At 69.2% G+C, this 13,530-nt stretch carries 11 protein-coding genes; all 11 read left to right on the forward strand.

Features of this window, described 5'->3' with window-relative positions:
- Positions 1-38 precede the first annotated feature (38 nt).
- The 11 genes from VFE82_RS08945 (at position 39) to VFE82_RS08995 (ending at position 13,526) form a co-directional block, all read left to right on the forward strand.
- Complete coding sequence (locus tag VFE82_RS08945) at positions 39-1,100, forward strand: ABC transporter permease (RefSeq protein ID WP_325000076.1); 1,062 nt, start codon at positions 39-41, stop codon at positions 1,098-1,100.
- Positions 1,097-2,704 (forward strand): dipeptide ABC transporter ATP-binding protein, encoded by a 1,608-nt coding sequence (locus VFE82_RS08950; protein WP_324999954.1) that lies wholly within the window; start codon positions 1,097-1,099, stop codon positions 2,702-2,704. Before VFE82_RS08945 ends, VFE82_RS08950 begins: the two co-directional genes overlap by 4 nt.
- 1 nt (position 2,705) lies before the next feature.
- Complete coding sequence (gene arfB / locus VFE82_RS08955; protein ID WP_324999955.1) at positions 2,706-3,125, forward strand: alternative ribosome rescue aminoacyl-tRNA hydrolase ArfB; 420 nt, start codon at positions 2,706-2,708, stop codon at positions 3,123-3,125.
- Positions 3,126-3,251: 126 nt separating this feature from the next.
- A complete protein-coding gene (rimP, locus tag VFE82_RS08960) occupies positions 3,252-3,818 on the forward strand; it encodes a ribosome maturation factor RimP (RefSeq protein WP_324999956.1) in 567 nt (188 codons plus the stop codon).
- Positions 3,818-5,311, forward strand: a complete 1,494-nt coding sequence (gene nusA, locus VFE82_RS08965; RefSeq protein ID WP_324999957.1) for a transcription termination factor NusA — start codon at positions 3,818-3,820, stop codon at positions 5,309-5,311. The genes rimP and nusA overlap by 1 nt, the downstream gene beginning before the upstream one ends.
- A 23-nt stretch (positions 5,312-5,334) precedes the next feature.
- Positions 5,335-8,196 carry a translation initiation factor IF-2 gene (infB, locus tag VFE82_RS08970; protein ID WP_324999958.1) on the forward strand — a complete coding sequence of 954 codons (2,862 nt, stop codon included), beginning with the start codon at positions 5,335-5,337 and terminating at the stop codon, positions 8,194-8,196.
- 13 nt (positions 8,197-8,209) lie between these two features.
- Positions 8,210-8,584 carry a 30S ribosome-binding factor RbfA gene (rbfA, locus tag VFE82_RS08975; protein ID WP_324999959.1) on the forward strand — a complete coding sequence of 125 codons (375 nt, stop codon included), beginning with the start codon at positions 8,210-8,212 and terminating at the stop codon, positions 8,582-8,584.
- An 82-nt stretch (positions 8,585-8,666) separates the two neighbouring features.
- Positions 8,667-9,644, forward strand: coding sequence for a tRNA pseudouridine(55) synthase TruB (gene truB, locus VFE82_RS08980; protein ID WP_325000077.1), 978 nt, complete (start codon positions 8,667-8,669; stop codon positions 9,642-9,644).
- Positions 9,645-9,699: 55 nt separating this feature from the next.
- Entirely contained in the window at positions 9,700-11,532 is a 1,833-nt protein-coding gene (gene typA / locus VFE82_RS08985; RefSeq protein WP_324999960.1) for a translational GTPase TypA, read from the forward strand.
- A 7-nt stretch (positions 11,533-11,539) separates the two neighbouring features.
- A complete protein-coding gene (locus VFE82_RS08990; protein WP_324999961.1) occupies positions 11,540-12,412 on the forward strand; it encodes a DMT family transporter in 873 nt (290 codons plus the stop codon).
- Between the two features lie 52 nt (positions 12,413-12,464).
- Positions 12,465-13,526: an enoyl-CoA hydratase/isomerase family protein gene (locus VFE82_RS08995; RefSeq protein WP_324999962.1), complete on the forward strand. Its 1,062-nt coding sequence runs from the start codon at positions 12,465-12,467 to the stop codon at positions 13,524-13,526.
- Positions 13,527-13,530: the final 4 nt, after the last annotated feature.

Below are 13,530 nucleotides of genomic sequence, written 5' to 3' on the forward strand. Positions count from 1 at the left end.
GCCGCCTGCCACCCGGCGTGCCGCCGCCGGGGCAGGAGCTGCGCGATGGTGGCGCGCCCGCGCCAAGGGCCCGGGTGTCCGCCTCGCCCGGACGGCGCGCCTGGGAACGTTTCCGGCGCAACCGGCTGGGGTTCTTCAGCCTGGTGCTGTTCTCCGCGTTGGTGGTCCTAAGCCTGTTCGCCGAGGTGCTCTCGAACGACAAGCCACTTCTGGTCCGCTACGAAGGGAATCTCTACGTTCCGTTGTGGCGGGACTATCCCGAGACCACCTTCGGCGGCGACTTCGCCACGCCCACCGACTACCTCGACCCCTTCATCCAGCGCAGGCTGGGGGAGGGCGGCAACTGGGCGATCTACCCGGTCAACCGCTACGGCCCCAGGACCCTCAACTACTTCGCTGGCCAGCCGAACCCGGCCGCGCCCTCGGCCGAGAACGTGTTCGGCACCGACGACCGCGGGCGGGACCTGCTGGCGCAGCTGATCTACGGCTTCCGCGTGAGCGTGCTGTTCGGCCTGGCGCTCACCGCCATCGGCGTGGTGCTGGGGGTGCTGACGGGGGCCGTCCAGGGCTACTTCGGCGGCCGCACCGACCTGGCCTTCCAGCGCTTCATCGAGATCTGGGGCTCGATGCCGGAGCTGTACCTGCTGATCATCTTCTCGGCGGTGTTCGCGCCCAGCGTGTCCCTGCTGCTGATCCTGCTCTCCCTGTTCGGCTGGATGGGCCTGTCCGACTACGTCCGCGCCGAATTCCTGCGCAACCGGCAGATGGACTACGTGCGCGCGGCCCGGGCACTGGGCGTCGGCAACGGCCGCATCATGTGGCGGCACATCCTGCCCAACAGCATGACCCCCGTGGTGACGTTCCTGCCGTTCCGCATGAGCGCGGCGATCCTGGCGCTGACCTCGCTCGATTTCCTCGGCCTGGGCGTGCCGCCCGGGACCCCGTCGCTCGGAGAGCTGCTGAGCCAGGGCAAGGCCAACCTCGACGCCTGGTGGATCTCGCTGTCGACCTTCGGCGTGCTGGTGCTGACGCTGCTGCTCCTGACCTTCATGGGCGACGCGTTGCGGGACGCCCTCGACCCGCGCAAGGCAGCCGCATGAACGCCGCACCGCTGCTCGACGTGCGGGGCTTGCGCATTGCCTTCGGGGCCAAGGAGGTGGTGCACGGCGTCGACTTCCAGTTGCACGCAGGCGAGAAGCTCGCGCTGGTCGGCGAGTCGGGCTCGGGCAAGACCGTCACGGCGCTGGCTCTGCTCGGCCTGGTGCAGAACGCGCAGGTCTCGGGCTCTGCGCTGCTGGCCGACGCGGGCCAGGCGGCGGGTCCGACCGACCTGCTGGCGCTGTCCGAGCGGCAACTGCTCGGGGTGCGGGGCGACGACATCGCGATGATCTTCCAGGAGCCGATGACGGCGCTGAACCCGCTCTATCCGGTCGGCGACCAGGTGGCCGAGGTGCTGGAGCTCAAGCAGTCCCTCAGCCGGCGGCAGGCGTGGGAAGCGGCGGTGCAGGCCCTGGCCGCGACCGGCATCCCCGAGCCGGCCCGCCGGGCGCGCGCGTTCCCGCACCAGCTCTCGGGCGGGCAGCGCCAGCGCGCCATGATCGCGATGGCACTGGCCTGCCGGCCGCGCCTGCTGCTCGCCGACGAACCCACCACCGCCCTGGACGTCACGCTCCGGGTCCAGATCCTGGACCTGCTGGCCGACCTGCAACGGCAGACCGGCATGGCCGTGCTGCTGATCACCCACGACCTGAACCTGGTGCGGCGGTTCGCCGACCGGGTCGCGGTGATGGAGAACGGCCACCTGGTCGAGGCGGGCGAGGTCGGGGCGGTCTTCGCGCAACCGCGGCACCCCTACACCCGCAGGCTGATCGACAGCCGCCCGACGCGCGAACTGGAGGAGGGCCCGGCCGGTCCCGCCGTGATGCAGGCAAGCGCTCTGCAGGTCGCCTACCCGGTGGCGGTTCCAGGGGTGCGTGGCTGGTTCCGCCGTGGCGAGTTCGTCGCCGTGAAAGGCGCCGACTTCCGGATCCCGGCCCGGCGCACGCTGGGCGTGGTGGGTGAGTCGGGCTCGGGCAAGTCGACGCTCGCGCTGGCGGCCCTGGGCCTGTTGCCGCATCGCGGCGAGCTGGCGGTGGTGGACCGCGCCTGGGGACCGTCCGTCGCGGCCAACCGCGCGATCCGTCGGCAGGTGCAGGTGGTGTTCCAGGATCCGTTCTCGTCGCTCTCGCCGCGGATGACGGTCGAGGAGATCGTGGGCGAGGGCCTGCTGGTCCACGAGCCCGCGCTGCCACCGACCGGCCGTCGAGAACGCGTGCTCGCCGCGCTCGATGACGTCGGGCTCACCGAGGCCCAGTTCCCGGGCCTGCTCGAGCGCTACCCGCACGAGTTCTCCGGCGGGCAGCGCCAGCGTCTGGCCATCGCGCGGGCGCTCATCGTCGGTCCGCAACTGCTGGTGCTGGATGAGCCGACCAGCGCGCTCGACGTGACCATCCAGAAGCAGGTGCTCGGCCTGCTGCAGCGGCTGCAGCGCGAGAAGGGCCTGGCCTACCTGCTCATCACGCACGACGTGGACGTGATCCGTGCGATGGCGCACGACGTGCTCGTGATGAAGGATGGCGAGGTCCTGGAGTCCGGCCCCGTCGAGCGGGTGCTGGGCCAGCCGTCGCACGATTACACCCGGGCGCTGGTCGCCGCGGCGGCGTGAGGTGGGGCTCCATCCGCGTCCGACGAGCATCCCGCCGGAAGAGGTGGAAGTCACCGCGGTGCGGGCGCAGGGCGCTGGCGGGCAGAACGTCAACAAGGTCTCCAGTGCCGTTCATCTGCGCTACGACATCCGCGCCTCGTCGCTGCCGGCCGAGCACAAGGCCCGCCTGCTGGCTCTGCAGGATCGGCGGATCACCCGGGCCGGCGTGCTCGTCATCAAGGCCCAGTCGCACCGCAGCCAGGACATGAACCGCGCGGAGGCCTGGGATCGGCTGCAGGCGCTGGTGGACAGCGTCGCCGAGCCGCCGCACTTGAGAAAGCCGACGCGGCCCACAGCTGCTTCGCGTCGGCAACGCCTGGCCGACAAGCGAATGCGTTCCGGCATCAAGCTCATGCGCTCGGGACACGGCGACCCAGGCTGATCCGGCGCCGGAGAGTTGCGCTGGTGCCCGGCGCGCGGTACAATCTTTGCTTCACGACCAAACGGGCGGGTACTCACCGCCCGTTTTTTTTGGTTCCGTGGAAATCACTCGGAAGACACGAACAACTTGGCGCTGCAGGACCTTGTCCAACAGACCGTGACCGGCCTCGGCTATGAGCTGGTGGAGATCGAACGCTCCGCCGGCGGGCTGCTGCGCGTCACCATCGACCTGCCCTGGGCGCCGGGACAGGAGCAGTTCGTCAACGTCGAGGATTGCGAGAAGGTCACGCGTCAGCTGCAGTACGCGCTGGAGGTCGAAGGCGTCGACTACAAGCGGCTGGAGGTGTCGTCGCCGGGGCTGGACCGGCCGTTGCGCAACGAGCGCGACTTCGAGCGGTTCGCCGGCGAGCTGGTGGACATCACGCTGAAGGCGCCGGTGGGCGCCGCGGGCGCGGGCCAGGTCTCGGCCAACCGAAAGAAGTTCCGCGGTCAGCTCTCGCGCGCCGAGTCCGGCAGCTGGCAGCTGGTCTGGAGCGACGCGCCGGAGCCCAAGCCCGGGCAGAAGGTCAGTCGCAAGCGGGAGCCGGCGCCCTTGCAGGCGATCGGCTTCTCGCTGGACGAATTGAAGGAGGCGCGCCTCGCGCCGGTGGTGGATTTCAAGGGCAGGAAGCCCAGGCAGACAGGAGAGACGTGATGAATCGCGAATTGTTGATGCTGGTCGAGGCGATCTCGCGCGAGAAGAACGTCGAGCGCGACGTGGTGTTCGGTGCGGTCGAGTCCGCGCTGGCCCAGGCCACCAAGAAGCTCTACGAGGGCGAGGTGGACATCCGCGTGGCGATCGATCGCGACAGCGGCGACTACGAGACGTTCCGTCGCTGGCTGGTCGTGCCTGACGAGCAGGGCCTGCAGAACCCGGACGCCGAGGAGATGCTGATGGACGCCCAGGAGCGTGTGTCGGACGTCGAGCCGGGCGACCACATCGAGGAACCAGTCGAATCGCTGCCCATCGGGCGCATTGGCGCCATGGCGGCCAAGCAGGTGATCCTGCAGAAGATCCGCGACGCCGAGCGCGAGATGCTGCTCAACGACTTCATGTCGCGCGGCGACAAGATCTTCGTGGGCACCGTCAAGCGCATGGACAAGGGCGACATCATCGTCGAGAGCGGCCGCGTCGAAGGCCGGCTGCGCCGCGGCGAGATGATCCCCAAGGAGAACCTGCGCAACGGCGACCGCGTCCGCGCCATGATCATGGAGGTGGACCTGACCCTGCGCGGGGCACCCATCATCCTGTCGCGCGCGGCACCGGAGTTCATGATCGAGCTGTTCCGCCAGGAGGTGCCCGAGATCGAGCAGGGCCTGCTGGAGATCAAGAGCTGCGCCCGCGACCCCGGTTCGCGCGCCAAGATCGCCGTGCTGTCGCACGACAAGCGGGTCGACCCGATCGGCACCTGCGTGGGCGTGCGCGGCACCCGTGTCAACGCCGTGACCAACGAGCTGGCCGGCGAGCGCGTGGACATCGTGCTGTGGTCCGAGGACCCCGCCCAGTTCGTGATCGGCGCCCTGGCGCCCGCCAACGTCAGCTCCATCGTCGTCGACGAGGAAAAGCACGCCATGGACGTGGTGGTCGACGAGGAGAACCTCGCCATCGCGATCGGCCGCGGCGGCCAGAACGTGCGGCTCGCGTCCGAGCTCACCGGCTGGAAGATCAACATCATGGACGCGAACGAGTCGGCCCAGAAGCAGGCCGAGGAGCAGAGCGGCCTGCGCTCGCTGTTCATGGAGAAGCTCGATGTCGACGAGGAGATCGCCGACATCCTGATCTCCGAAGGCTTCACCAGCCTGGAAGAAGTGGCGTACGTGCCGCTCCAGGAGATGCTGGACATCGAGTCGTTCGACGAGGACACCGTCAACGAACTGCGCACCCGTGCCAAGGATGCGCTGCTGACCATGGAGATCGCGCGCGAAGAGAGCGTCGAGGAAGTCTCGCAGGACCTGCGCGACCTCGACAGCCTGTCGCCTGCGCTGATCGGCAAGCTGGCCGATGCCGGCGTGCACACCCGCGACGAGCTGGCCGACCTGGCCGTCGATGAATTGACCGAGATCACCGGCCAGTCTGCGGACGAGGCCAAAGCCCTGATCATGAAGGCGCGCGAGCACTGGTTCACCGGTGCGGCGGCGCAAGCGTGACGTGATGGAGGGAACCAGAACCTATGTCGAGTACCACCGTCGCCGAGTTCGCCAGCGAACTCAAGAAATCCCCCGACACGCTGCTTGAGCAATTGCGCAGCGCGGGCGTTGCCAAGAGCGCCCCGTCCGATGCGCTGTCCGAGGCGGACAAGCAGAAGCTGCTGGGCTACCTGCAGGCCAGCCATGGCACTGCTTCGGCCGAGCGCAAGAAGATCACGCTGGTGAAGAAGTCCACCAGCGAGATCAAGCAGGCCGATGCCAGCGGCAAGGCCCGCACCATCCAGGTCGAGGTGCGCAAGAAGCGCACCTTCGTCAAGCGCGACGAAGGCGGCGACACCGCCGTGGTCGAAGCGCCCGAGCCGCAACTGCGCGATGCGCAGCCGGCTGCGCCGCGCGTGGAGGACGCCGAACTGGCTCGCCGCGAGGAAGAGGCGCGCCGCCAGGCCGAACTGATCCGCCGCCAGGAGGAAGACCTGGCGGAGAAGCGCCGCGTCCGCGAGGAGCAGGAGCGCCGCGAGCGCGAGGCCGAGGAGCGCGCCGCCGCCTACGCCGCCAACGAAGAGGCCAAGAAGGCCGCGATGTCGCAGGCGCAGGCCGAGGCCAGCGCGGAAGCCGCCGCTGCCGCCGCTGCACGCAATGCCGCCGCCGCGGAAGCCCGCGCCAAGGCGGAAGCCGAATCCAAGGCCCGCGCCGACGAGGAAGCCGCCCGTGCGCGTGACCTGGAAGAGCGCCGCCGCAAGGCCTTGGCCGAAGCCGAGGCCATCCGCGCCATGATGGCCCAGCCCAAGAAGGTGCTGGTGGCCAAGAAGCCGGAAGAGGCCAAGCCGGTCGCCAAGCCGGGCGATGCCGCCAAGCCGGCCGCCAAGGGCACGCTGCACAAGCCGGCCGTCACCGGCCGCCCCGCGCCCGGCGCGGCCGCGCCTGCCGCACCCGGCAGTGGCAAGGAAGTCAAGTCCGCCAAGCTGTCCTCCAGCTGGGCTGCCGATCCGTCCAAGAAGAAGGCCATCCCGACCCGTGGCGACGCCTCGGGCGGCGTCGGCCGCAACAACTGGCGCGGTGGTCCGCGTGGCCGTCGCGGCAACGACCGGGACCACCGCGACAACGCGCCGATGCAGGCCGTGGAGCAGCGCGTCATCGAAGTGCACGTGCCGGAGACCATCACGGTGGCCGAGCTCGCGCACAAGATGGCCGTCAAGGCGTCCGAAGTGATCAAGGCGCTGATGAAGATGGGCCAGATGGTCACCATCAACCAGCCGCTGGACCAGGACACGGCCATGATCGTGGTCGAGGAAATGGGCCACAAGGCCGTGACCGCGGAACTGGACGACCCGGAGGCGTTCACCGAGGAGGAGGTGTCCCAGGCGAACGCCGAGGCGCTGCCGCGTGCCCCGGTGGTCACCGTCATGGGCCACGTCGACCACGGCAAGACCTCTCTGCTGGACTACATCCGCCGCGCCAAGGTGGCCGCGGGCGAAGCCGGCGGCATCACGCAGCACATCGGTGCGTACCACGTCGAGACCCCGCGCGGCGTCATCTCGTTCCTGGACACCCCGGGCCACGAGGCGTTCACCGCCATGCGGGCGCGCGGTGCGCAGGCCACCGACATCGTCATCCTGGTGGTGGCCGCGGACGACGGCGTCATGCCGCAGACCCGCGAAGCGGTGAAGCATGCCAAGGCGGCCGGCGTCCCGATCGTGGTGGCGGTCAACAAGATCGACAAGCCCAGCGCCAACCCGGACCGCGTCAAGCAGGAGCTCGTGGTGGAGGAAGTGGTGCCCGAGGAGTACGGCGGCGAGTCGCCGTTCGTCAACGTCTCGGCCCTCACCGGCCAGGGCGTGGACGACCTGCTCGAGCAGGTGCTGCTGCAGGCCGAGGTGCTGGAGCTGAAGGCACCGGTGGACGCCGCCGCCAAGGGCCTGGTCATCGAAGCCCAGCTGGACAAGGGCCGCGGCCCCGTGGCCACGGTGCTGGTGCAGTCGGGCACGCTCAAGGTGGGCGACGTGGTGCTGGCCGGCCAGACCTACGGCCGCGTGCGCGCCATGCTCGACGAGAACGGCAAGACCATCAAGTCGGCCGGTCCCTCGATCCCGGTCGAGATCCAGGGTCTGACCGAAGTGCCGCAGGCGGGCGACGAGTTCATGGTGATGACCGACGAGCGCCGTGCGCGCGAGATCGCGACCTACCGTGCGGGCAAGTTCCGCAACACGAAGCTGGCCAAGCAGCAGGCCGCCAAGCTGGAGAACATGTTCTCGGACATGACCGCCGGCGAGGTGAAGACGCTGCCGATCATCGTCAAGGCCGACGTGCAGGGTTCGCAGGAAGCGCTGTCGCAGTCGCTGCTCAAGCTCTCGACCGACGAGGTCAAGGTGCAGATGGTCTATGCTGCCGTGGGCGGCATCAGCGAGTCCGACGTCAACCTGGCGATCGCCTCCAAGGCGCTGATCCTGGGCTTCAACGTGCGTGCCGATTCGGGTGCGCGCAAGCTTGCCGAGGGCAACGGCGTCGACATCCGCTACTACAACATCATCTACGACGCCGTGGATGAGCTGAAGGCGGCGATGTCGGGCATGCTGGCACCGGAAAAGCGCGAGGAAGTCATCGGCTCGGCCGAGATCCGGACCGTGTTCGTGGCTTCCAAGATCGGCACGGTCGCGGGCTGCTACGTCACCTCGGGCCAGGTCACGCGCAACTCGCATTTCCGCCTGCTGCGCGACAACGTGGTCATCTACACCGGCGAGCTCGAGTCGCTCAAGCGGATCAAGGACGACGTGCGCGAAGTCAAGGAAGGCTTCGAGTGCGGTATCAAGCTGAAGAACTACAACGACATCAAGGAAGGCGACCAGCTGGAGTTCTTCGAGATCAAGGAAGTCGCGCGCACCCTGTGAGCGCGCCGCAGCCATGCCCAAGAAGAGCGCCAAGCCCAATCGCAGCTTCCAGGTCGCGGACCAGATCCAGCGCGACCTGACGGAGCTGATCGCCCGCGAGTTGAAGGACCCGCGGGTGGGCATGGTCACGATCCAGGCCGTGGAGGTCACGCCGGACTACGCGCATGCGAAGGTGTTCTTCAGTCTCCTGGTGGGCGACCCCCAGGAGACCCAGGAGGCGCTGAACCAGGCCGCGGGGTTCCTTCGCAACGGCCTGTTCAAGCGCCTGCACATCCACACCGTGCCGACGCTGCACTTCCAGTTCGACCGCACCACCGAGCGTGCCGCCGACATGAACGCGCTGATCGCCCGCGCGGTCGCCTCGCGCGCCAAAGACTCCGACCAGTAGCGTGAACACTGCAGGGCCGCCCCAAGGTGCGAAGGCCCCCTTGGGGGGTAGCCACCGCGCAGCGACGCAGCGCGGGGACGAGGTGCGCCCGACCCGCACCCGCATCGTGCGGGGGCCGGTGCACGGCGTCCTGTTGCTCGACAAGCCGAAGGGCCTGTCGAGCAACGATGCGCTGCAGAGGTGCAAGTGGCTCCTGAGGGCCGAGAAGGCCGGCCACACCGGAACGCTCGACCCGCTGGCCACCGGCGTGCTGCCGTTGTGCTTCGGCGCCGCCACCAAGTTCAGCCAGATCCACCTCGAGGCCGACAAGACCTACGAAGCCGTGGCCGTGCTGGGCGTGCGGACCGCGACGGGCGACGCCGAAGGCGCGGTGATCGCGCAGCGGCCGATCCCGGCGCTGACGCCGGAACGGCTGGAGGACATCCGGCGCCAGTTCACCGGCCCGCTGCGGCAGGTGCCGCCGATGCACAGCGCGCTGAAGAAGGACGGCAAGGCGTTGTACGAATATGCCCGCGCAGGCGAAACCGTCGAGCGCGACCCGCGCGACGTGGTCGTGCACGCGCTCTCGCTCGAGCCCGTGACCGATGCCGGCCGTCCGGCGATCCGCTTCACCGCCCGGGTGAGCAAGGGAACCTACATCCGCACCCTGGGCGAGGACATCGGTGAGGCGCTGGGCTGCGGCGCGCACCTGTCCTTCCTGCGGCGCACCGCCACCGGGCCGTTCGGCCTGGGCCAGTGCACGACCATCGAGGCGCTGGAGCAGATGGAGGAGGGCGACCGCCTGGCCCAGCTGCTGCCAGCCGAAGCGCTGCTCGACGGCCACGCCCGTGTCACGCTGGACGCCGACAATGCCGGCCGGTTCCTGTCCGGGCTGCGCCGCCGCGGCACCTGGCCCGACCAGCCGGCGGTGGCCGTGTTCGGGCCGTCGACGGGCGGGTCGGCATCGACCTTGCTCGGCACCGGCCACGTCCGGGCCGGCGAACTGATTCCGGGGCGTCTGCTGAGCCCCATCGAAATCCAGCAAATCCTGCAGCCGCGAACGGCGGCCGCGGCCCCATGAGCCGCCGGGCCGTTCCCGAGGCGCACCACGCAGCCCGCAAGGGTGGAGTTACCGAATGAGCACCAAACAGATCCGCAACATCGCCATCATCGCCCACGTCGACCACGGCAAGACCACCATGGTCGACCAGCTGCTGCGCCAGTCGGGCACCTTCGCCGAGCACGAGAAGGTGGTCGACACCGTGATGGACAACAACGCCATCGAGCGCGAGCGCGGCATCACCATCCTGGCCAAGAACTGCGCGGTGAGCTGGCAGGGCACCCACATCAACATCGTCGACACCCCCGGCCACGCCGACTTCGGCGGCGAGGTGGAGCGCGCGCTCTCGATGGTCGATGGCGTCGTGCTGCTGATCGACGCCCAGGAAGGCCCGATGCCGCAGACCCGCTTCGTGACCAAGAAGGCGCTGGCGCTCGGCCTGCGCCCGATCCTGGTGGTCAACAAGGTCGACAAGCCGGGCGCCCGTCCCGACCACGTCGTCAACGCCGCCTTCGACCTGTTCGACAAGCTCGGCGCGACCGACGAGCAGCTGGACTTCCCGGTGGTCTACGCCTCCGGCATCAACGGCTGGAGCTCACTGGAAGAAGGCGAGCCGGGCGAGCAGTGGGGCCCGGACATGTCCGCCCTGTTCGACACCATCCTGAAGCACGTGCCGGCGCACGCCGGCGACCCGGCCGCGCCGCTGCAGCTGCAGATCTCCGCGCTGGACTTCTCCACGTTCGTCGGCCGCATCGGCGTGGGCCGCGTCAATGCCGGCACGATCCGCCCGTCGATGGACGTGCTGGTCATGGAAGGCCCGGACGGCAAGTCCTTCAAGGGGCGCATCAACCAGGTGCTGACCTTCCAGGGCCTGGAACGCGTGCAGGTGACCGAGGCCGGCCCCGGTGACATCGTGCTGGTCAACGGCATCGCGGACCTCGGCATCGGCGTGACCGTGACCGATCCGCTGAACCCGGCCCCGCTGCCCATGCTCAAGGTCGACGAGCCGACGCTGACCATGAACTTCTGCGTGAACACCAGCCCGCTGGCGGGCCGCGAAGGCAAGTACGTGACCAGCCGCCAGATCTGGGACCGCCTGCAGAAGGAACTGCAGCACAACGTCGCCCTGCGCGTGCGCGAGACCGACGAGGAAGGCGTGTTCGAGGTCTCCGGCCGGGGCGAGCTGCACCTGACCATCCTGCTGGAGAACATGCGACGCGAAGGCTATGAACTGGCGGTGTCCAAGCCGCGCGTGGTGTTCAAGGACATCGACGGCGTGCGGCACGAGCCGATCGAGCTGGTCACGGTCGACGTGGAGGAGCAGCACCAGGGCGGCGTGATGCAGGCCCTGGGCGAGCGCAAGGGCGACCTGGTGAACATGGAGTCGGACGGCCGTGGCCGCACCCGGCTGGAGTACCGGATCCCGGCGCGTGGCCTGATCGGCTTCTCCAACGAGTTCCTGAACCTGACCCGCGGCTCCGGCCTGATCTCCAACATCTTCGACCGCTACGAGCCCTACCGTGGCGAGATCGGCGGCCGCAAGAACGGCGTGCTGATCTCGATGGACGACGGCGAGATCTTCACCTATGCGCTGGGGAAGCTGGACGATCGCGGCCGCATGTTCGTGCGGGCCAACGATCCGGTGTACGAGGGCATGATCGTGGGGATCCACAGCCGCGACAACGACCTGGTGGTCAACGCCACCCGCACCAAGCAGCTGACCAACTTCCGGGTGTCCGGCAAGGAAGATGCGATCAAGATCACGCCGCCGATCGAGCTCACGCTGGAGTACGGCGTCGAGTTCATCGAGGACGACGAGCTGGTCGAGATCACGCCCAAGAGCGTGCGGCTGCGCAAGCGCCACCTGAAGGAGCACGAGCGCAAGCGCGCCTCCCGCGAAACCGCCTGACCAGCCCATGAAGCTGAGCCACGGCAAGGCGGTCCTTCTGATGGTCGCGGTGACCCTGATGTGGTCGATCGCGGGCGTGATCACGCGGCACCTGGAGCAGGCGCGCAGCTTCGAGGTGACCTTCTGGCGCAGCTTCTTCACCGTGCTGTCGCTGCTGGTCATCCTGCCGTTCTTCCAGAGCGGCTCGGTGTACGGCAAGCTGCGGCGCGGTGGCGCGGCGCTGTGGCTGTCGGGCCTGTGCTGGAGCGTCATGTTCACCGCCTTCATGGTGGCCCTGACGCTCACCACCGTGGCCAATGTGCTGGTGACGATGGCAGTGGGCCCGTTCCTCACCGCGCTGATCGCGCGCATCTTCATCGGGCACCGGATTCCCGCCCGCACCTGGGCGGCGATTGCCGTGGCCGGGGCGGGGATCGGCTACATGTACGGCGCCCAGGTCTCGGGGGGCCAGTTCACCGGCACGCTGGTGGCACTGTGCGTGCCGCTCGCCGCGGCCGTCAACTGGACGGTCTCCCAGCGGGCCCACTCGCACGGTCGCAACGTGGACCTGGTGCCCTCGGTGCTGGTGGGGGCGGCGATCTCGTCGCTGGCCACGCTGCCGCTGGCCATGCCGTTCGCCGCGTCCTGGCACGACATCGGCCTGCTGGCCCTGCTCGGGCTGGTGCAGCTGGCGATCCCCTGCGCGCTGTCGGTGGTCTGTGCGCGTGTGCTGAAAGCACCCGAAGTCGCCCTGCTGGCCCTGCTCGAGGTGATCTTCGGCATCCTGCTGGCCTGGTTGGGCGCCGACGAAGTGCCCACGCAGACCGTGCTGGCCGGCGGCGCCCTGGTGATCGGGGCGCTGGTCATGAACGAGTTGGTGGGATGGCGGCAGCGGGCCTGAGCGGCGCGACGTCGTGTCGACCGGACCGAACGCAAACGATGGAGATCGAGCAATGAGCGAGGTGGTGGCCGAGGTCGTCGGCAGGGCAGGGCGGATCACGCTGAACCGGCCCAAGGCGCTGAATGCGTTGTCGCTCGGCATGATCCGGGAGCTCACGGCCGCCCTGCTCGCCTGGCGCGACGACCCGCGCGTCGAAGTCGTGTGCCTGCGCGGCCAGGGCAGGGAAGGGCCGTTCGGCGCGTTCTGCGCCGGCGGCGACATCCGCTTCTTCCACCAGGCCGTGTTTGCCGGCGACCCGCAGCTGGAGGACTTCTTCACCGAGGAGTACACGCTCAACCACCTGGTGCACCGCTACCCGAAGCCGACCGTGTCGTTCATGGACGGGGTGGTCATGGGCGGCGGGATGGGCATCTCGCAGGGCACGCGATGCCGCGTCGTCACCGAGCGCACCAAGATGGCGATGCCGGAGACCAACATCGGCCTGTTCCCGGACGTGGGGGGAGGCTACTTCCTCTCCCGCTGCCCTGGTCGCATCGGCGAGTACCTGGCCTTGACCGGCGAAATGGTCGGGGCGGCCGAGGCGCTGGAAGCCGGCCTGGCCGACGTGCACTTGCCCAGCGCCGACCTGCCCGCCCTGTGGGAGCGGCTGGCCGAGCGCGGCGCGGCCGCCTTGCCGACGCGGCAGGAGGCGATGCCGTCTCGGCTCGCGGCCGCGCGCGCCGACATCGACGCGGTGTTCTCGCTGGCAGGCGTGCGGCAGATGGTCCAGGCGCTCGAATCGCGGGACTCCGAATGGGCTGCGCACACTGCCGCGGCCCTGCGCAAGCGCTCCCCGCTGATGCTGCACGTCACGCTGGAGCAGGTGCGCCGTGCACGGAACCTCGGCCTGGCGGACGACCTCCGGATGGAACGCGATCTCGTGCGCAACTGCTTCCGCCTGCGGCCGGGCGCCGCGAGCGAGACCGTGGAAGGCATCCGGGCCCTGGCGGTCGACAAGGACCACGCGCCGCGCTGGAACCCCGCCTCCATCGAGGAGGTGACGCCGGAGCTCGTCGAGCCCTATTTCCGCAGCCCGTGGCCGGCGCACGCACACCCGCTGCGGCTGCTCGACTGACACC

It is taken from the genome of Ramlibacter sp. (assembly GCF_035655895.1).
Classification (GTDB): Bacteria; Pseudomonadota; Gammaproteobacteria; order Burkholderiales; family Burkholderiaceae_C; genus Ramlibacter.

What these genes read in the sequence shown, in the direction of transcription:
- VFE82_RS08990 (WP_324999961.1), top strand. Translation starts at nt 11,540, where the DNA reads ATGAAGCTGAGCCACGGCAAGGCGGTCCTTCTGATGGTCGCGGTGACC.
- nusA (WP_324999957.1), top strand. Translation starts at nt 3,818, where the DNA reads ATGAATCGCGAATTGTTGATGCTGGTCGAGGCGATCTCGCGCGAGAAG.
- infB (WP_324999958.1), top strand. Translation starts at nt 5,335, where the DNA reads ATGTCGAGTACCACCGTCGCCGAGTTCGCCAGCGAACTCAAGAAATCC.
- typA (WP_324999960.1), top strand. Translation starts at nt 9,700, where the DNA reads ATGAGCACCAAACAGATCCGCAACATCGCCATCATCGCCCACGTCGAC.
- VFE82_RS08995 (WP_324999962.1), top strand. Translation starts at nt 12,465, where the DNA reads ATGAGCGAGGTGGTGGCCGAGGTCGTCGGCAGGGCAGGGCGGATCACG.
- VFE82_RS08950 (WP_324999954.1), top strand. Translation starts at nt 1,097, where the DNA reads ATGAACGCCGCACCGCTGCTCGACGTGCGGGGCTTGCGCATTGCCTTC.
- rbfA (WP_324999959.1), top strand. Translation starts at nt 8,210, where the DNA reads ATGCCCAAGAAGAGCGCCAAGCCCAATCGCAGCTTCCAGGTCGCGGAC.